Genomic DNA, 17,793 nt, shown 5'->3' on the forward strand with positions numbered 1-17,793 from the left:
GCGCCGATTGCCTTCGAGCCTCCGTCCATTCAGAAGGCCTGGCAGGCCTTTCTGCAGCACATCCCTGTGGTGCTGGTGAGCTGGGTGGGCTCAATCGAGCTGTCGCTGCTGGCTGTTCTGGCGTACGAACTGATCATCGTTGCGGTGTCGGCGATCATCGGCAGCAGCGATGCGGCATTGGGGCTCGGAGCGGTGCTCGCCCAATTGGTTCAGTTGCCTTTCTCCATCCTCGCCAGCCTGTTGTCGGTGCTGTTGGTGGCCGTTCCTGCCCTTTATTACGAGCGCGGTGAGGTGGTGACGATTTCAACGGCCGCTCAGCTGCTCACCGGCCGTTGGTGGCGTTATGTGCTGGCGGGGCTGTTCTTTTCGCTGGTCACCACCATCGGCTTTCTGCTTTGCATCCTTCCCGGGATTGCCGTGGCGTTGGTGACGCCGGTGTTTGTGAATCGCATCTTCGTCACCGACATGGGCATCGGTGAAGCCTTCTCCAAGTCGTTTCAGGTGGTGTATCGCTCGGAAAACGGCTTGAGCTTCGTGGGGCTTGAGGTGTTGACGGGCATCGTTGTGGGGCTGCTGGCCCTGGCGACCTGCGGTCTGGGGGGCTTTGTGGTGATTCCCATGGCCAGCTTCTTCCTTCAGAACGTCGCCTATCAGCGCGGACTGTTGCGCTGAACGCTCAGCCGCTGGGCCAGCTGTTGGTGCTCAGGCGCAGCAGCCAGTAGCTGATCAACCCTCCAGCCACCAACGGCAGGGGCCAGAGGGGAAGACCTCTGGGGATGAGACGCCGTTGCTGGAGCGCCAGCACACTCCAGAACACCATCCCAAGGGCGGCAATGGGGCCAAACAGATGCCATTGCAGCGATCCGCCCAGATCACCAGTGAGTGCTGCGCTTGTTGCTCGGGTCAGAAAGCAGGTGGGGCAGGGCACGCCGGTGAGGGCGCGAAGCGGGCAGCTGAGGCCGGGTATCCCTGGATGCAAGCCCTTCAGCCATAACGCACCTGTCACGGTTGCGGGCAGCAGATAGCCCGCGCGTTGCAACCGCCGCAGAAACCGGTTCAGAGATCAGCGATCCACCGATCCCATGATCACGTCGATGGAACCGAGGATGGCCATGATGTCGGCCACCTTGTGTCCCTTGAGGATGTGAGGAAGGATCTGCAGGTTGTTACTGTCGGCAGCGCGGATCTTGAAGCGCCAGGGGGTGACGTCGTTATTGCCCTGGATGAACACGCCGATCTCGCCCTTGCCTGATTCCAGCCGGGTGTAGAGCTCGCCGTTGGGGATCTTGAAGGTGGGTGCCACCTTCTTGGCCACGTACTGGAAGTCGAAACCAGCGGCGTCGCTGCCTTTGCCTTCATTGAGGCGCTTGGCCTCGAGGTTTTCGGTGGGTCCGCCGGGGATCATGTCGCAGGCCTGGCGCAGGATCTTGAGCGACTGGCGCATTTCTTCAATGCGCACGCGATAGCGGGCGTAGCAGTCACCTTCCTTCTCCCAGGCCACCTGCCAGTCGAAGTCGTCGTAGCACTCGTAGTGATCCACCTTGCGGAGATCCCAGGGCACGCCGGAAGCGCGCAGCATCGGTCCGGAGAGGCTCCAGTTGATGGCGTCCTCCTTTTCGATCGTTCCCAACCCTTCAATCCGGCGCCGGAAAATGGGGTTGTTGGTGATCAGCTTTTCGTATTCGTCGATCTTGGGGCCGAACCAGTCACAGAAATCACGGCATTTCTCCAGCCATCCCCAGGGCAGGTCAGCGGCAACGCCGCCGATGCGGAAATAGTTGTTGTTGATCAGCCGCTGGCCGGTGGCGGCTTCCCAGAGGTCGTAGATCATCTCCCGCTCGCGGAAGATGTAGAAGAACGGAGTCTGGGCCCCGACGTCTGCCAGGAAGGGTCCAAGCCAGAGCAGGTGGTTGGCGATGCGGTTGAGTTCCAGCATCAGCACCCGGATGTAGCTCGCCCGCTTGGGCACCGGGATGTTCGCCAGTTTTTCCGGGGCGTTCACCACGATCGCCTCGTAGAACATCCCCGCCGCATAGTCCATGCGGCTCACGTAGGGCACGAACATCACGTTCGTGCGGTTCTCGGCGATCTTCTCCATGCCGCGATGGAGGTAACCGATCACCGGTTCGCAGTCGACCACGTCCTCACCATCGAGGGTGACCACAAGCCGCAACACCCCGTGCATGGAGGGGTGGTGGGGCCCGAAGTTCACCACCATGGGCTCCGTGCGCGTTTCCAGCTGCGTCATGGGAGCGGTGGTCCGATCGATGAGTAGATCTTAAGGAGTCTTCGCCTGTGGCTTGTGCCCCCCTTCAGCCATGTGCCCGTGCTGGCCGATGCGGTGCTGGATGCGGCCCGGCAGATCCCCCGTCCGGATGGCCTGTTGATCGACGCCACCCTTGGGGGCGGAGGCCATAGCGCCCTGTTGCTGGAACAGCATCCCGGCCTGCGCCTGATCGGACTGGACCAGGACGCCACGGCCCGGGCCGCGGCGGCGGAGCGTCTGGCCCCCTTCGGTGATCGAGTCTCGATCGTGGCCACCAACTTTGCCGACTATGTGCCGCCCGAGCCCGCCGTGATGGTGCTGGCGGATCTGGGGGTGAGCAGCCCGCAGCTGGATGTGGCGGAGCGGGGCTTCAGTTTTCGCCTGGATGGTCCCTTGGACATGCGGATGAATGCCGGCGGTGAGGGGGAGACCGCGGCTGAGTTGATCGATCGCCTGGAGGAGAACGAGCTTGCGGATCTGATCTATGGCTACGGGGAGGAGCGGCTCTCCCGTCGTATCGCCCGGCGGATCAAAGCGGACCTCAAGGACAAGGGCTCCTATGAGGGCACCGCGGCCTTGGCCTATGCCGTGGCCGGTTGTTATCCCCCCAAGGCGCGGCGGGGACGGATTCATCCCGCCACCCGCACCTTCCAGGCCCTGCGGATTGCGGTGAACGATGAGCTGGGGGTGCTCGATCGCCTTCTCCAGCAAGCCCCCGACTGGCTCGAGCCCGAGGGGCTTCTGGGAATCATCAGCTTCCATTCCTTGGAAGACCGCCGCGTCAAGACCGCCTTCCTGCGTGATGAGCGCTTGCAGCGGATCACCCGCAAGCCGGTGGTGGCCACCGAGCAGGAGGAGGAGGCCAACCCCCGCAGCCGCAGTGCCAAATGGCGTGTGGCCCAGCGTGTGACCCCTGTTTAGCGACCGCTGAGGAACCCGGTGGCAGCTGCGGCGTCGGTGATCGCTGTGATGGCCTGATCCACGTCGTCGGTTGTGGTCTCGCGCCCCAGGCTGAGCCGCAAGGAGGCTTCGGCCTCTGCTCGCGAGCGGCCGATCGCCTGGAGCACGTGGGACGGCGCGCCGTTGCTGCAGGCGGAGCCGCTGCTGCAGGCCAGCTGCGGGCGAAGGGCCCGGTGCAGGCGGCTGCCGTTCACCCCGGGCAGGCTGATGTTGAGGTTGTGGGGCAGGCGAGGCTGCAGGGCCCCATTGAGCAGCACACCGGGGAGGCGCTGCTGCAGGCCATCCCACAGCTGATCGCGAAGGTGCTGTAGGCGGCTGTTGCGTTGATCCTGCTCCTGCAGGGCGATGCGGGCGGCGGCGGCAAAGCCCACGATCAAGGCGGTGGGCAGGGTGCCGGCCCGGAGCCCGGCTTCCTGGCCGCCCCCCCACTGCAGCGGTTCGATGGCGATGCCCTCCCGCAGCACCAGGGCGCCGATGCCCTTGGGCCCGTAGAGCTTGTGGGCACTGAGGCTGAGCAGGTCAACCCCCAGGGCATCAGGGTTCAGCGGCAGCGTCCCGAAGGCCTGGGCCCCGTCGCTGTGCAGGGTGATGCCATGGCGGCGGCAAACCGCTCCCAGTTGCTCGAGCGGCTGGAGCACGCCGATTTCGTTGTTGGCCGCCATCACGCTCACCAGCTGCGTTTCGGGGGTGATCGCCGCCTCCAGCTGCTCGGGGCTGATCAGTCCATCGGGGCCTGGGGTCAGCAGGCTGACGCTGAAACCTTCCCGTTGCAGTTGCTGGAGCGGATCGAGCACGGCGTGGTGTTCGGTGGCCACGCTGATCAGATGGCCGCTCCCAAGGGCGCGGGCATGGCCCAGCAGCGCCAGGTTGTTGGCTTCCGTGGCACCGCTGGTGAACACCAGCCGTTCCGGCTTCACCTCCAACGCCTCCGCCAGCTGGCGCCGCGCCACGTTCACCGCGGCAGAGGCGCTGAGGCCGAGCCGATGCTGGCGGCTGGAGGGATTGCCCCAGTCCGCACTCCAGAAGGGCGCCATCGCCTCCACCACCTCAGCCGCACAGGGGGTGGTGGCCTGGAAATCAAAGGCGAGAGCGGAGCCGCTCAGGACGATGCAGGCAGATGTTGCGATCATGGTGCTGCATTGCGAACGGCACTGGCATGGGTTTGCGATTGCCAATGGCTCTGCTGGGCCTGGGCGGGCTGGTGTGTCTGCAACCCGCCAGTGGCTTCGACCGTGAGCAGGTGCTGGAGCAGATGCGGCAATCGCGGCCAGCCGATCTCAAGGTGCTGATCGAACGCCCTGCCCCCGTCGGCACCCTGTCGATCGGCATCTATGCGGTCAAGCCAGCCTCGTCCAATCCCGATACCCGCAGCTACAGCCTGTGGGAGGAGTCGGCGTCGGATCTGAACGTCTATGTGGAGAGCGTCAACTGCTCCCCAGAGAAGCCCTTGCGGGTGAAACGCACGCCGTCGACGGTTTACGTGCGCACCCTCAACCCCGGCGGTCCGATCACGGACGTGAACCGGGAGGATCACCTGGTGTGGTGGGCAGCCTGCGTGCCGGAGGTGGCGGGAACCGACCCTGCCACGTTGCGCCAGAAGGCCCTGGATCTGGGCTTTTCCACCCTGATTCCCGAACAGCAGGAGCAGTTACCCGCACTGGCCCGTTGAGCGTGCTCTCCATACATTGCGGCCAGAGCGATTCCAGCCATGAGCGACGCGCCCACCCCCACCGCTGAATCCGCAGAGGCCGCGGCGCCCGCCCCGCGTCTTTTGCTGGTGGACGATGAGCCGGGTCTGCGCACGGCGGTGCAGGCCTACCTGGAAGACGAAGGCTTTGAGGTGACCACCGCGGTGGACGGGGAGGAAGGCTTCGCCAAGGCGCAGCAGATGTTGCCCGATGTGGTGATCAGCGACGTGATGATGCCGCGGCTGGATGGCTATGGCCTGCTGCAGAAGTTGCGCGCCGATGAACGGCTTGGCGGCACCCCGGTGATTTTCCTCACCGCCAAGGGCATGACGGCGGACCGCACCCAGGGCTATTTGGCCGGGGTGGATGACTACATCCCCAAGCCGTTCGATCCCGATGAGCTGGTGGCGCGGGTGCGCAACGTGGCCCTGCGCCAGCAACGGCTGCTGCAGGAGGCAGCGCGCTTTGCGGATACCGATATGGGCCAGATGGCCAAGCAGATCACGGAGATCCGTTCGCTGCTGGCCCAGGCCGAAGCATTGCCCTCCACCGAGCCGGTGGTGCACAGCTTCACGCCGCGGGAGGCGAGTGTGCTGCAGCTGGTGGCGGAAGGATTGATGAACAAGGAGATTGCCCGGCAGCTGGAGACGTCGATCCGCAACGTGGAGAAGTACGTGAGCCGGTTGTTCAACAAGACGGGCACCTCCAGCCGCACGGAATTGGTGCGCTATGCCCTGGAGCACCGTCTGGTGACTTGAAGGCGGGCTGGCGCGAGGCGGCGTTCAACAACGGTTGGACCTACTGCGACCGGGTGCCGCGGGCCGCTGCCGGCACCTTGGTGAGCGAATGGCTGGCGGATCGCTACCGCCACTCTGATGCTGGGTTGTGGCAGCAGCGGATCGCCGCCGGTGAGCTGGATTGGAACGGAGCGCTGCTGGCCATTGATCGATCCTTGCAGGGCGGTGAGACCCTCTGTTGGCGGCGTCCGCCCTGGTTGGAGCAGGCGATCCCCGATCAATGGGAGACGATCCACGACGACGGCGACCTGTTGGTGATCAACAAGCCTTCCGGTTTGCCGGTGATGCCCGGTGGTGGCTTCCTGCGCCACACGCTCACGGCCTTGCTTGAACCCACCGGGGCCCGGCCGGTGCACCGCCTGGGGCGCTTCACCTCCGGTTTGCAGGTGTGTGCCCGCACGCCGCAGAACCGTGCCCTCTGGTCGAAGCAGTTCCGGCCCGACGGCGGTTGCCGCAAGGTGTATCAGGCCTGGAGCCAGTGGGTGCCGGGGTTGGAGTTGGGGCAGTGCCTGACGCTGAGCAGTGATGTGGTGGAACGGCCGCATCCGCTCTTGGGCTGGATCTGGGGGCCGGAACCGTTCGACGATGCGCCGATCCGCAAACGCCTCTCAGCCCACTCCGAGCTGGAGTTGTTGGAGCGCACGGCCGAGGGCGATCGACTGCAGGTGACGATCACCACCGGACGACCCCATCAGATCCGCATTCATCTGGCGCAGTTGGGCAGTCCGCTGCTGGGGGATCCGCTCTATCTGATGAATCGCGAGATTTCAGCCACCGCAACGCCCGGTGATGGGGGCTATCGGCTGCATGCCTGGCGGCTTTCGGGTCTCCCTCACTTTAGGGAGATCAACCTCCAGGTGGATCCCCCAGGCGAGGGAGATCAGGCCTTGCGGAATTCGATCAGGCGCGAGAAGTAGAAGGGGGCCTTGTTCAGGCTTCGGCGCACCAGCTTGAAGCCGCAGGCTTCCGCTGCTTTTACGATGCCGTCTTCCTTGAGGGTGTAGGCCCGGGTGGTTTTGCTGGGGCCGGGGAACAGCTGGCCGATGCCCTTCAACAGCGCCAGCAGCGGGGTATAGGGAGCAAAGCTCACGATCAGCCGCTCTTCAGTGAGGCTGCAGAGGTGCTTCACCATCTCCTCGGCCGGTTGCTGGGGGTAGTGGATGAACACATCCAGGCAACACACCGTGTGGAAGGAGCCGCTCAGGCTTTCCAGGTCGCTGGCGAAGAAATTCAGCTTGGCCATGTCGAGGCCGGCCTCGCGGGCCCGGCGCTCGGCTTCCTGGGCCATGGCCTCGGAAATGTCGCTGGCGCTGATGGAACCGGCCCCCATCGCCGCCAGCGGCAGGCTCAGGCTGCCAACACCGCAGCCCGCGTCGCAGAAGCTCGCCTGGCTGAGTTCACCGCTCTCCTTGATCCAGGCCAGCACCTCATCCACGGTCTTCTGGTGACCGATGCGGATGTTGCGCTGCACCTTGTTCACGTCATCGCTGTCGCTGTAGATGCGGTTCCAGCGGTCGAAACCCGTGGTTTCGAAGTAGCCCTTCACTTCCTTTTTCTCGGCCTGTTTCTGCTCCAGCAGCTGATCGGGGGCCATGGCGGAAGGGTTTGCGTCGGCGGGATCCTAAGCAGCGCAGGCCCAGTGCAGCTCACCCTCCTTCAGCTGCCAGCGCAGCAGTTGCGTCAGTGGCCGTCCCATCAGGGCATCCATGCACCCCGTTGCATCGCCGATCACCCGCCGCGGTGCCACCGTGGCGCTCCAGATCGCAGCCCTGGGGGCGTCACTCCAGCGGGCCAGCCGTTTCACCCCCTCCAGTTGCGGCAGGGTCACTCCCGCCAGGGTGCCGTCATCGAGGCGGCAGGTGCCGTTCTCCACCAGCAGCACCCGCTCGTCCCAGCGGTGCTCCCCGTCGGCCAGGCCGTAGGGGGCCAGCGCATCGCTCACCAGCACCGTCTGCTCCGGTGCCAGCCGTTGCAACAGCACCGCCATCGTGGGGTGCACGTGCACGCCATCGGCGATCAGCCCCAGGGCCACCCCTCCGCGCCTGCAGGCTTCCCCAAGAGGGCCCGGTGCCCGGTGGTGCAAGCCCGGCATGGCATTGAAGGCGTGGGTGAGCATGGCCACCCCCTGATCGAAACCGGTGCTGGCCTGTTCGGCCGTGGCAGCGCTGTGGCCGAGGGCCACGCTGATGCCCAGCTTCCGCAGTCGCCCGATCACCGCAGCGGCTCCCTCCAGTTCGGGGGCCAGGGTCACCAGGGCAATCTCCGTTTCGAACCCACCGATTCGTTCCTCGAGAGCCTCCAGGCTGGGGCTGGCCAGGTGTTCACGGGGATGGGCACCGCGGCGGGCTTCGGCCAGAAAGGGGCCCTCCAGATGGGCCCCCATCAGCCGGCAACGGCCTGGTCGGTGCAGGCCCCGCGCTTGCCGCAGCACGGCCAGGGCCTGGCGCAGCGGCGCGATGCCGCAGGTCACCAGGGTCGGCGCGATGGCTTCGACCCCATCGCGCCACAGCAGCTCGAGGAGTTGCTCCAGCCGGGGCAGATCGCTCTCGCTCAGCTCCGGGAAGGCCAGCCCCAGCCCGCCGTTGATCTGCAGGTCCACACCCCGGGGGCTGAGCCAGTCGCCGTTCCAGTCCGCATCGGTTTGTTGAGCCTCTTGTCGCGCCTCGGTGCCCATCGCCGCGATGTGGCAGATCAGCCCCTGCTCGTTCAGGTCGATGGCGTAGCGCTGGTCTCCGTCCCCCGGCAGGGGACCCGGCAGTCGAACGTTGGTGATCCGGTGCATCAACGCAACACTGGCTTCTGCAGCCATGGGGGGAGACGATGGCAGTCTTGCCCCTCTGCGTTGTGCCGCCAGTGCTCCCCCGTGTTGCCGTTGTGATGGGCAGTGACTCTGACCTGCCCACCATGGAACCCGCCGCCGCCATCCTGCGCGAGTTGGGGGTGGAGGTGGAGGTTCGGGTGCTCTCGGCCCATCGCACCCCCTTGGAGATGGTGAACTTCGCTCAAGCGGCCCGGGGTCAGGGGTTTGGGGTGATCGTCGCCGGCGCCGGCGGGGCGGCCCATCTCCCCGGCATGGTGGCCGCCCTCACCACGCTGCCTGTGATCGGCGTTCCGGTGAAAAGCCGGGCCCTGTCCGGGGTTGATTCCCTCCACTCGATCGTGCAGATGCCGGGGGGGATTCCTGTGGCCACCGTCGCCATCGGTGGGGGCCTCAATGCCGGTTTGCTGGCGGCGCAGATCCTTTCTGTGGCCGATGCTGACTTGGCCCGGAAACTTGAGGATTACCGCAGCAGCCTCCACGATGCTGTGGTCGCCAAGGATGCGCGTCTGGTTGATCTGGGCAGCACGGATTACCTCTCCCAGATGACTTCATGAGTGTTCCCGTTCGTTCCACCCTGCGATCCACGCTGCTTTGGGCGGTGGTGCCGGCGGCCATCGTCTATGCGGTTGCCCTGGTCTGGAGTGGTGCTGAGGGCATCAGCGCCAAGCTGGTGCTGAAGGACTTGGCCCAGTCCTGCAAGGCGCCTCTAGGGGAAGGCTTCCTTTCCAGCGTTGGCTACCTGCTCTGGATGGCGGCGGCGGCCATTGCCTTGTTTGCGGCGTCCACCCGGCAGATCCAGGGCTCCGTTCTGAACCGTCAATTCGCCTTCTGTGGGGGTGGTTTCTCGCTCTGGCTCTGCCTCGACGACATGTTCCTGGTGCATGACCGCTACCTCGGTGAGGCGTTCCTCTACATCACCTACGCCTTCTTCACCGGGTTGCTGTTGTTCCGCTTTCGTGGCCCTCTGCGGCGCTTCGGTGGCGACACCTTTGTGGTGTCCGTGGTGTTGTTGGGCCTGTCGGTTCTGACCGATGCCCTCCAGGGGCTGTGGCCGAATTCCTATGAAACGGTGCAGATCTTTGAGGAGGGGTTCAAGTTCCTCGGGATTGCCGCCTGGCTCAGTTTCTGGTGCCATTACGTCAGTTCCGCCTCCAAGCTGGCCGCCGTTGAGCAGCACTGATCGATTCGCGTCATCGCCTCGATGACGCCCTGGCCGGCCTGGTTGCGGCTTGGTCTTCTGCTGCCTGTTCTGGGCTTGAACGCCTTTGTGCTGAAGCGTTTGCTGGTGCAGTTCGCGCCATTCCCCGGGTTGTTCCTCACCGCGGCTTTGATCGCCTTTTTGTTGGACCTGCCCTGCCGCTGGCTCGTGCAACGGGGTCTCCCCCGCGCCTGGGCCATCGTCAGCGTGGTCCTGTTGACCCTGGGGCTTCTGGTCTGGGCCGCTGTGGCCTTGGTGCCGCTCTTGATCGAACAGCTCAGCCAATTGCTCAGTGCCTCGCCGTCTCTGCTCACGGCGGCGGAGCAGTGGATCGATCGGGGTCAGCTCTGGGCGCTGGACCATGGCCTGCCGGCTGATTTCGCTGACCTCAGCAGTGATCTGGTGGCCCAGTTCAGCCGTCTGGCGACGCAGTTGAGCCAGCGTCTGTTGGGCCTGCTGGGGGCCACGGTGGGCACCACGATCAATGTGGTGATCGTGCTGGTGCTGGCGGTCTTCCTGCTGTTTGGGGCGGATCCGATCGTCGATGGTCTGGCCCGTTGGCTGCCCGACCGTTGGCGGGATCTGGTGCAGACGACCCTCGAGCGCACCTTTCGGGGCTATTTCGCTGGCCAGGTGGTGTTGGCGCTGATCCTCAGTGGTGGTCAGCTCCTGGTGTTCACCGCCCTGAACATTCCCTACGGCGTCTTGTTCGCCGTGCTGATCGGCTTCACCACCCTGGTGCCCTATGCCAGTGCCGTGTCGATCGTCTCGGTGAGTGCGGTGCTGGCGGTTCAGGACCCCCGCACAGGCCTTGAGTTGCTCGCCGCGGCGATTGTGGTCGGTCAGATCGTGGATCAGGTGATCCAACCGCGGCTGATGGGCAGCATCGTGGGGTTGCAACCGGCCTGGTTGCTGATCGCCTTGCCCATTGGGGCCCGGGTGGGAGCCCTCTATGGCGTGGGGGATCTTCTGGGCCTGCTGTTGGCGGTGCCGGTGGCTAGTTGCATCAAAACCCTGGCGGATGCTGCCAGGGCTGGCGACGGCGACCTCAGGCGGCCGGAATCACCCCACGCTCCTGGAGCGCTTTGATCACCAGCTCCACGGAGTCGGCCAGATCCTGCTTGCCTGTGTCGATCTTCAGTTCGGGCGTTTCCGGTGCTTCGTAGGGGCTGGAGATGCCCGTGAATTCCTTGATCTGCCCCGCCCGTGCCTTGGCGTAGAGACCTTTGGGGTCGCGGGATTCGCAGACCTCGAGATCAGCGGCGCAGAACACCTCGAGGAAGTCACCGTCCTCCACCAGGTCCCGGGCCTTGTCCCGGTCTCCACGGAAGGGAGACACAAAGGCGGTCAGCACGATCACGCCCGCATCCAGGAACAGCTTGGCCACCTCACCGATGCGGCGGATGTTCTCCTCACGGTCGGCATCGGAGAAGCCCAGGTCTTTGCAGAGGCCGTGGCGGATGTTGTCGCCATCCAGCACATAGGTGGCGAGCCCCCGCTCGAACAGGGCTGCATTGACGGCGTTGGCCAGGGTGCTCTTGCCAGAGCCGGAGAGCCCGGTGAACCAAAGAATGGCGCTGCGGTGCCCACGCTGCTTCGAGCGCTCGTCGCGGCCCACGGAGGCCTCATGCCAGGCGATGTTGGTGGACGCACCCTTGTTGGTGAGTTCTCCGTAGGTGGGGCTGGCGGTCATGGCCACTGCATGAAGTGGCGGCCATTCTCCCTTAGCCCCCAGCCCGTTTCGGCCGGTATCCCTCCTTGCTGAGCAGCTCGAGCGCCAGATCCACCTGATCTCCTTGCAGTTCGATCACGCCGTCCTTGGCGGTCCCGCCACTGCCGATGCGTTTTTTGAGCTTCTTCAGCAGCACCTTGAAGCCCGCAGCATCCAGCTCCAGGCCCCGGATCACCGTCACGGTTTTGCCACCTTTGCCACCACGGGTGGGCTGCACCCGCACCATTTGTTGCGCCTTGGCCGTGGGCTCCGCCGCAGGGCCGCTCGGTCGCTGCAGGCTCTCGGCACTGCTGAATTCCTGCCAGCCTCCCTTCGGCATCCACCCGTCGCAACCGGATTGCATTGTCGATGAGCGCCGATGCGGCGCCCCATGGCGTGACCGCCTGCTTACGCTGAGCCGACGCTCCGCCGTGGATCCGTGACCAGCACCCTGCCCAACGCCAGCACTCCGGATCCCTCCAGCCTGCAGCCAGCGGTGCGCCCCGGAGCCCATGGTCGCTTTGGACGGTTCGGTGGCCAGTACGTGCCCGAGACCCTGATGCCGGCACTGGCGGAACTGGAGCAAGCTGCTGCCCGGGCCTGGAACGATCCCGCTTTCACCGCCGAGCTCAACCGTCTGCTCAAGAACTACGTCGGGCGGGCGACACCGTTATATGAGGCCGAGCGTCTCACCGCCCACTACCGCAGAGCCGACGGTGGCCCCCGCATCTGGCTCAAGCGTGAAGACCTGAACCACACCGGTGCCCACAAGATCAACAACGCCCTGGGGCAGGCCCTGCTGGCCCTGCGCATGGGCAAGAAGCGGATCATTGCCGAGACCGGTGCGGGCCAGCACGGCGTCGCCACGGCCACGGTCTGTGCCCGCTTCGGTCTGGAGTGCGTGATCTACATGGGTGCGGAAGACATGCGCCGTCAGGCCCTCAATGTGTTCCGCATGCGCCTGCTGGGCGCCACGGTGCAACCGGTGACGGCCGGCACCGCCACCCTCAAGGACGCCACCAGTGAAGCGATCCGCGACTGGGTGACCAACGTTGAGACCACCCACTACATCCTTGGATCCGTCGCTGGTCCGCACCCCTATCCGATGTTGGTGCGGGATTTCCATGCCGTGATCGGTGAGGAGTCCAAGCAGCAGTGTCAGGACGCCTTCGGCCGGCTGCCCGACGTGCTGATGGCCTGCGTTGGCGGTGGCTCCAATGCCATGGGCCTGTTCCATCCTTTTGTGCAGGACACGTCCGTGCGCCTGATCGGTGTTGAGGCCGCCGGTGATGGTGTGGCCAGCGGTCGCCACGCCGCGACGATCACCGAGGGTCGTGCCGGTGTGCTGCACGGCGCCATGAGCCTGCTGCTGCAGGACGGCGACGGTCAGGTGATGGAGGCTCACTCCATCAGTGCAGGTCTCGATTACCCCGGAGTGGGGCCGGAGCACAGCTATCTCCGGGAGATCGGACGTGCCGAGTACGCCGCAGTCACCGACCAACAGGCCCTCGATGCCCTGCGCCTGGTGAGTGAGCTTGAGGGCATCATTCCAGCCCTGGAAACCGCCCATGCCTTCGCCTGGCTTGAGCAGCTTTGCCCCACCCTGGCCGATGGCACCGAAGTGGTGATCAACTGCTCTGGCCGCGGCGACAAGGACGTCAACACCGTGGCGGAGAAGCTGGGGGATCAGCTCTAGGGAGCTGACCTCAGGCCAGCAGCAATTCCAGGTGGCGGGCCACCCGCTGCACGGCAGCCCGTGCCGTGGCATAGGCCATCCGCATCGGCCCCACCAGAGCCACATGGCCGAGCCCCTCGTTGCAGCGGTAGGGCGCCTGAACAACGGCACAGGCCTCCAGGGCTGGCTGCGGATGTTCCTCGCCGATCCACACCCGTGCGGATTCACCGCGGCTGATCAAGGTGGCGGGTTGGTCATCGATCAGTTCCAGCAGCGGCCGAAGACTGGAGGTGCTTTCAAATTCCGGTTCGCTCACCAGCCTGGAAAGGCCATGCACCACCACCTGTGTGGAGTTGGAGGGGGTGGGCTGCTCAAGGGCGTTGCGCAGCACAGCACCGCTGCGTTGCAGCTGCCTGGGCAGTGCGTCCCAGTTCAGATCGCCCTGCTCGAGCTGGGCCGACGCCCAGCGTTCCATCGCGGTGAGTTCAGCATCAGCTCCGTGGGGCAGACGCAGGTTGAGGTGGCTGGCGCGGCCATTGGCTTCCACCAGCATCACCAGCAGCCGATCACCGCTGGGCACCAGACGGATCGTCTCCAGTTGCTGGTTCTCCTGCTGCGGTTGGGTGATCAGGCTCATCAGACCGGTGAAATCCGTCAGCCGACGAGCCAGATGCATCAGCAGGTCGTCCAAACCGGCCCAACGAAGACTGAGGCCGGTGAGCTCCCGTTCCAGGTGTTGAACAGCGATGCCGGGTTCCGGCAGCAACGCGTCCACGTAGTGCCGGTATCCCATCGGACTGGGAACGCGTCCGGCGGAGGTGTGCGGTTGATGCAGCAGTCCTCGGCGCTCAAGCGCCCCCATGGCGGAGCGAACGGTGGCGGAGCTGGCGGGAATGCCGAAGCGTTGCACCAGGGTGCGGCTGCCCACCGGCTCCATCGTGTCGACGTAGTGGTGCACCGTCGCCTGAAGCACCTGTTCTTGCCGCAGGGACAGGGGCTTGCTCATCAGTAGCGGGGAACGCTGGGATCCACCTGAAGGCTCCAGGCATCAATGCCTCCCTCAAGGTTCCACACCTCAAGGCCCCAGGGTTGGTCCAGCAGCCACAGGCCGAAGTGGTAGCTGCGCACGCCGGCATGGCAGACCACCACGACGGGTTGATCGGGGTTGAGGTCGGCCTGCAGTGTTCCAAGCCATGCATTGGATTGGCTCAGGGGGCGGTGCAGCACCGCACCTGGAAAGGCAGCGATCGCGAGCTCAGCCTCCTCGCGCACATCCACCAGTTGCGGTGAAGGTCGCTCGCTTTGCAGCCATTGCTGCAGGTCAGAGGCTTGGATTGGTTGTGGTTGTTGGGATTGGCCCATGGCGCCATTCTGCGGTGATGGACAAAGATGAGGCGACCCGAGACCGCCGGCCCATGAAGGCCCGCCCCTTCCTCAGCGCTGCCGGCGCTGTGCTGTTGTCGCTGATTTTGCTGGCCGCTGGCCTGCTCTGGACCATGAACCGCCAGAGCCCCCTGCAGTTGGCGGAGCAGCCGTTGCATCTGCCTCGGGCGGCCCGGTTTGTGCCCCGGGATGCTGACTTGTCCCTCCATTGGTTGGCCGATCCAGGACGGTTGCCGGCCTATGCCCAGGCCGTTGCCCCTGCCTCCCAACGCCGCGATGCCCGTGATGGCGCCCGGCAGTGGCGCGAAGGCGTCTTTGCCTTGGCGGGCCTGCAGTTCGGTCTTGAGCTGGAGCCCTGGCTTGGCGAGGAGGTCAGTCTCACCCTCACCGATGGGGATTCCAACGCCGGTTGGGTGTTGGCTTTGACCAGTCGGGATGACGACGGCGCCCGGCGCTTCCTGCAACGGTTCTGGCAGACCCGCAGCCTGGCGGGCACCGACCTGCAGATCAGCAGTTACCGCGGCATCGGTGTGATCAGCGGCCAGGGGGCGTTGGTGGGGCATGACCCCCAACCCCTGGCCACGGCTTTGATTGACGACGATCTGCTGCTGGTGGCCTCAGGCCGGGGTGTGCTGGAGCAGGCCCTCGATGTCTCCCAGCTTCCGGATCAGCATCAGCTGGGGGATCAACGCCTGCAACGTCAGGTGGCTGAGCTCGGCGAAGGCGTGGCTCTGCTCACGGCATCTCCCCATGCCCTCGAGCATTGGCTGCAGCTGCCTGAGCTGGTGGCCCAACGGGACGATCTGAGCGGACTTGTGGCATCACTGCGACCGGAGGGTTCAACCCTGGCGGTCGATGGGCGTCTCGGGTTCCGGCAAGCCCTTGGCGCCGACCCCTGGCCTGGGCTCACGGATCTGACGGCGTCGGCCGGCGGCCATGCCCGCTGGCTGGCTCAGCTGCAGAGCCCAGCCCGTTTGTTGGATCCCAGCGAAAGCCATCCCCTGGCCCAATGGTTCGCTCCGTTGCTGAAGCAGCGCCTGGCGGACCAGCCGGCGGCCGATGCTGTTGTGGGGGCTGATGCTGGCCCTCTTCTCTGGCAGGAGCAACCCGAGGGCTGGCTGCTGGCCACCCGCCCGCAAAGCCCCGCCAGGGATGCGGTGGATGCACGTCTGCAGGAGCAGGGCCTGACCCGTTCTGAACTGGAGGGCGATGGCGAGGTGTTGAGCGTGTGGACGCGGCTGGTGCGCCAGCGGGGACGCCAGCCTGGGGTGGATGCCCAATTGGCCGTGGCTCAGGTTCGCTCGTCTGCGCTGAACTGGTGGGGCGAGTCCTTGATGGCTCTGGCGCAGCGCCAGAACGGGCGTGCCCTCCAGCCCCGCTTGAACCAATGGCAGGAACTCACAGCGTCCTCCCAACCGGCGCAGGCCCTCCTGCTGGCGGATGAGCCGGCCCGTGCGCTGTTGGGGCAATGGCGGCCCTGGGCCCTGCTGCAGGTGATGGCGGGGCGGCCGCTTCAGGATCAGGTCCGCGGCCTTGCGGTGGCCGTCGATGTTGATCGTCAGGAGCAAGGCAGTACCGAGATTCCGTTGCATGCCCGGCTCGAACTCGGCTGACCTGGTTTTGTTGCGGCATGGCATCGCCGAGCCCCGCCAGGCGGGCCAGGACCATCCGGATCGACCCCTGACCGCCGCTGGCCGTCAGCGAACCCAGCGGGTGATGGCGGCCCTGGTGCAACGGGGGCTGCGCTTGGATCGATTGCTGTCCAGCCCCTATCGCCGGGCTCTGCAAACGGCGGAACTGGCTTTGGAGGCGGGGCTCGCTTCTGAACTCGCGGTGGATGAACGGCTCCAGCCGGGAGGGGCCCTCAACATGCTGGTGACCGCCTTCGATCAACGGCTTGGCTTGGTCGGTCATGAGCCGGATCTTGGCGATCTGGCCTGCGGTCTTCTGGGGTGTGCCCCGGGTGCCCTCGTGCTGAAGAAAGCCGGCGTGATTCAGCTGCGTCGTTCCACGGGCCAGTGGCAGTTGAAGGCTTTGCTTCGGCCAGCACTGTTGATTGACGATTTAGGTTGCTGTTAGAGGCAATCAGGTGGTGGCCCAGCAGCAGACAGGCGACCTGCGCCATGCGCGGACCGGGATCGAACTGCGTCCAGGTCTGGATGGCGTGCCGGCCACCCAGTCGGCGATCTGCGACATCGATGGTGAGAAGGGGCTGCTCACCTATCGCGGCTACCCGATGCAGGATCTGGCGGCCAACAGCAGTTTTCTGGAAACGGCCTACCTGCTGATCTGGGGAGAGCTGCCCAGCCGCGACCAGTTGGCGGAGTTTGAGCACGCGGTGCAGATGCACCGGCGTGTCAGCTTCCGTGTGCGGGACATGATGAAGTGCTTCCCAGCCAGCGGCCATCCCATGGACGCGCTGCAGTCCAGCGCCGCTTCCCTGGGGCTGTTTTATTCGCGCCGGGCGATCGACGACCCGCAGTACATTTATGACGCGGTGGTGCGGTTGATCGCCAAGATCCCCACGATGGTGGCGGCCTTTCAGCTGATCCGCAAAGGCCAGGACCCAATCCAGCCCCGGGATGATCTGGCCTACTCCGCCAATTTCCTCTACATGCTCACCGAACGTGAGCCGGATCCACTAGCAGCGCGGATCTTTGATCGCTGCCTGATGCTCCATGCCGAGCACAGCCTCAACGCCAGCACCTTCAGTGCTCGGGTCACCGCCAGCACCCTCACCGACCCCTACGCCGTGGTGGCTTCAGCCGTGGGCACCCTGGCGGGCCCACTCCACGGCGGCGCCAATGAAGATGTCCTCGCCATGCTCGAGCAGGTGGGCAGTCCCGAGAACGCTGGCGCTTTCTTGGATGAAGCCATCGCGGCCAAACGCAAAATCATGGGCTTCGGCCACCGGGAATACAAGGTGAAGGATCCCCGTGCCGTGATCCTGCAGGCCCTGGTGGAGGAGATGTTCGCCAGCTTTGGCCATGACGACCTCTACGACGTGGCCCGGGCGATCGAAGCAGAAGCAGCGTCCCGCCTCGGCCCCAAAGGCATCTATCCCAACGTCGATTTTTATTCGGGACTTGTGTACCGCAAGCTCGGCATTCCCAGGGATCTGTTCACGCCGGTCTTCGCCATTGCCAGGGTTGCCGGCTGGCTGGCCCATTGGCGGGAGCAGCTCGGGGCGAACCGGATTTTCCGGCCTTCGCAGATCTACTCCGGATCCCAGCCACGCTCCTGGATGCCCATTGAGGAGCGCGTCTCGGCTCCGGCCGCCTAAGTTGCACCCAC

Annotated in this window: 21 protein-coding genes; 12 read left to right on the plus strand and 9 right to left on the minus strand. The window is 65.3% G+C overall.

Going from position 1 to position 17,793, the window contains the following annotated elements:
* Positions 1-84: 84 nt before the first annotated feature.
* Positions 85-672: a hypothetical protein gene (locus tag NCN05_RS07825; RefSeq protein WP_250397651.1), complete on the plus strand. Its 588-nt coding sequence runs from the start codon at positions 85-87 to the stop codon at positions 670-672.
* A gap of 4 nt (positions 673-676) precedes the next feature.
* On the opposite strand, the gene NCN05_RS07830 is transcribed toward NCN05_RS07825, so the two are convergent.
* Both NCN05_RS07830 and NCN05_RS07835 read right to left on the minus strand, forming a co-directional pair.
* Positions 677-1,006, minus strand: a complete 330-nt coding sequence (locus NCN05_RS07830; RefSeq protein ID WP_250397652.1) for a DUF2752 domain-containing protein — start codon at positions 1,004-1,006, stop codon at positions 677-679.
* Positions 1,007-1,063: 57 nt separating this feature from the next.
* Positions 1,064-2,248, minus strand: a complete 1,185-nt coding sequence (locus NCN05_RS07835; protein ID WP_115009907.1) for an NAD(P)H-quinone oxidoreductase subunit H — start codon at positions 2,246-2,248, stop codon at positions 1,064-1,066.
* A 54-nt stretch (positions 2,249-2,302) separates the two neighbouring features.
* Between NCN05_RS07835 and rsmH the strand changes: the two genes are divergently transcribed.
* A complete protein-coding gene (gene rsmH / locus NCN05_RS07840) occupies positions 2,303-3,187 on the plus strand; it encodes a 16S rRNA (cytosine(1402)-N(4))-methyltransferase RsmH (protein ID WP_250397653.1) in 885 nt (294 codons plus the stop codon).
* Here rsmH and NCN05_RS07845 read toward each other — a convergent pair.
* Positions 3,184-4,356 (minus strand): cysteine desulfurase family protein, encoded by a 1,173-nt coding sequence (locus NCN05_RS07845; RefSeq protein ID WP_250397654.1) that lies wholly within the window; start codon positions 4,354-4,356, stop codon positions 3,184-3,186. The genes rsmH and NCN05_RS07845 overlap by 4 nt on opposite strands.
* Before the next feature lie 26 nt (positions 4,357-4,382).
* Between NCN05_RS07845 and NCN05_RS07850 the strand changes: the two genes are divergently transcribed.
* From NCN05_RS07850 to NCN05_RS07860, 3 genes are read left to right on the plus strand one after another with little or no spacing between them, the layout of a single operon-like run.
* A complete protein-coding gene (locus tag NCN05_RS07850; RefSeq protein ID WP_170950883.1) occupies positions 4,383-4,895 on the plus strand; it encodes a hypothetical protein in 513 nt (170 codons plus the stop codon).
* Positions 4,896-4,934: 39 nt separating this feature from the next.
* Positions 4,935-5,672, plus strand: coding sequence for a response regulator transcription factor (locus NCN05_RS07855; RefSeq protein WP_250397655.1), 738 nt, complete (start codon positions 4,935-4,937; stop codon positions 5,670-5,672).
* Positions 5,669-6,628 (plus strand): pseudouridine synthase family protein, encoded by a 960-nt coding sequence (locus NCN05_RS07860; protein ID WP_250397656.1) that lies wholly within the window; start codon positions 5,669-5,671, stop codon positions 6,626-6,628. Before NCN05_RS07855 ends, NCN05_RS07860 begins: the two co-directional genes overlap by 4 nt.
* Here the strand turns inward: NCN05_RS07860 and bchM are convergent.
* Together bchM and NCN05_RS07870 are read right to left on the minus strand one after the other, a co-directional pair.
* A complete protein-coding gene (bchM, locus tag NCN05_RS07865; RefSeq protein WP_186541451.1) occupies positions 6,592-7,305 on the minus strand; it encodes a magnesium protoporphyrin IX methyltransferase in 714 nt (237 codons plus the stop codon). The two genes, NCN05_RS07860 and bchM, sit on opposite strands and share 37 nt — an antisense overlap.
* A gap of 27 nt (positions 7,306-7,332) precedes the next feature.
* Positions 7,333-8,520, minus strand: coding sequence for an amidohydrolase family protein (locus tag NCN05_RS07870; protein WP_250397657.1), 1,188 nt, complete (start codon positions 8,518-8,520; stop codon positions 7,333-7,335).
* A gap of 11 nt (positions 8,521-8,531) precedes the next feature.
* Between NCN05_RS07870 and purE the strand changes: the two genes are divergently transcribed.
* The 3 genes from purE to NCN05_RS07885 are packed head-to-tail and all read left to right on the plus strand — an operon-like array spanning position 8,532 to position 10,819.
* Positions 8,532-9,086, plus strand: a complete 555-nt coding sequence (purE, locus tag NCN05_RS07875; RefSeq protein WP_114987595.1) for a 5-(carboxyamino)imidazole ribonucleotide mutase — start codon at positions 8,532-8,534, stop codon at positions 9,084-9,086.
* Complete coding sequence (locus NCN05_RS07880; protein ID WP_250397658.1) at positions 9,083-9,712, plus strand: DUF8692 domain-containing protein; 630 nt, start codon at positions 9,083-9,085, stop codon at positions 9,710-9,712. Before purE ends, NCN05_RS07880 begins: the two co-directional genes overlap by 4 nt.
* 21 nt (positions 9,713-9,733) lie before the next feature.
* The gene (locus NCN05_RS07885) at positions 9,734-10,819 is read left to right on the plus strand and encodes an AI-2E family transporter (protein ID WP_250397659.1); all 1,086 of its coding nucleotides are present in this window, start codon (positions 9,734-9,736) and stop codon (positions 10,817-10,819) included.
* Here NCN05_RS07885 and cysC read toward each other — a convergent pair.
* Together cysC and NCN05_RS07895 are read right to left on the minus strand one after the other, a co-directional pair.
* Entirely contained in the window at positions 10,779-11,423 is a 645-nt protein-coding gene (gene cysC / locus NCN05_RS07890; RefSeq protein ID WP_250397660.1) for an adenylyl-sulfate kinase, read from the minus strand. The genes NCN05_RS07885 and cysC overlap by 41 nt on opposite strands.
* A gap of 31 nt (positions 11,424-11,454) precedes the next feature.
* Positions 11,455-11,781 (minus strand): translation initiation factor, encoded by a 327-nt coding sequence (locus tag NCN05_RS07895; RefSeq protein WP_250397661.1) that lies wholly within the window; start codon positions 11,779-11,781, stop codon positions 11,455-11,457.
* A 99-nt stretch (positions 11,782-11,880) separates the two neighbouring features.
* Here NCN05_RS07895 and trpB point away from each other — a divergent pair, with 99 nt between their 5' ends.
* A complete protein-coding gene (gene trpB / locus NCN05_RS07900; RefSeq protein WP_250397662.1) occupies positions 11,881-13,137 on the plus strand; it encodes a tryptophan synthase subunit beta in 1,257 nt (418 codons plus the stop codon).
* A gap of 10 nt (positions 13,138-13,147) precedes the next feature.
* Here trpB and NCN05_RS07905 read toward each other — a convergent pair whose 3' ends face one another.
* Both NCN05_RS07905 and NCN05_RS07910 read right to left on the minus strand, forming a co-directional pair.
* Positions 13,148-14,122, minus strand: coding sequence for an HrcA family transcriptional regulator (locus NCN05_RS07905; RefSeq protein WP_250397663.1), 975 nt, complete (start codon positions 14,120-14,122; stop codon positions 13,148-13,150).
* Positions 14,122-14,478, minus strand: a complete 357-nt coding sequence (locus NCN05_RS07910; protein ID WP_250397664.1) for a rhodanese-like domain-containing protein — start codon at positions 14,476-14,478, stop codon at positions 14,122-14,124. The genes NCN05_RS07905 and NCN05_RS07910 overlap by 1 nt, the downstream gene beginning before the upstream one ends.
* 17 nt (positions 14,479-14,495) lie before the next feature.
* Here NCN05_RS07910 and NCN05_RS07915 point away from each other — a divergent pair, with 17 nt between their 5' ends.
* Genes NCN05_RS07915 through NCN05_RS07925 form a run of 3 tightly spaced genes read left to right on the plus strand, consistent with a single transcriptional unit; the run spans position 14,496 to position 17,782 of the window.
* Positions 14,496-16,112, plus strand: coding sequence for a DUF3352 domain-containing protein (locus NCN05_RS07915; protein WP_250397665.1), 1,617 nt, complete (start codon positions 14,496-14,498; stop codon positions 16,110-16,112).
* Complete coding sequence (gene sixA / locus NCN05_RS07920; RefSeq protein WP_250397666.1) at positions 16,090-16,578, plus strand: phosphohistidine phosphatase SixA; 489 nt, start codon at positions 16,090-16,092, stop codon at positions 16,576-16,578. Before NCN05_RS07915 ends, sixA begins: the two co-directional genes overlap by 23 nt.
* Before the next feature lie 13 nt (positions 16,579-16,591).
* Positions 16,592-17,782 carry a citrate synthase gene (locus NCN05_RS07925; protein WP_114987754.1) on the plus strand — a complete coding sequence of 397 codons (1,191 nt, stop codon included), beginning with the start codon at positions 16,592-16,594 and terminating at the stop codon, positions 17,780-17,782.
* Positions 17,783-17,793: the final 11 nt, after the last annotated feature.

This window comes from Synechococcus sp. MU1651 (genome assembly GCF_023630635.1).
Taxonomy (GTDB): Bacteria; Cyanobacteriota; Cyanobacteriia; order PCC-6307; family Cyanobiaceae; genus Parasynechococcus.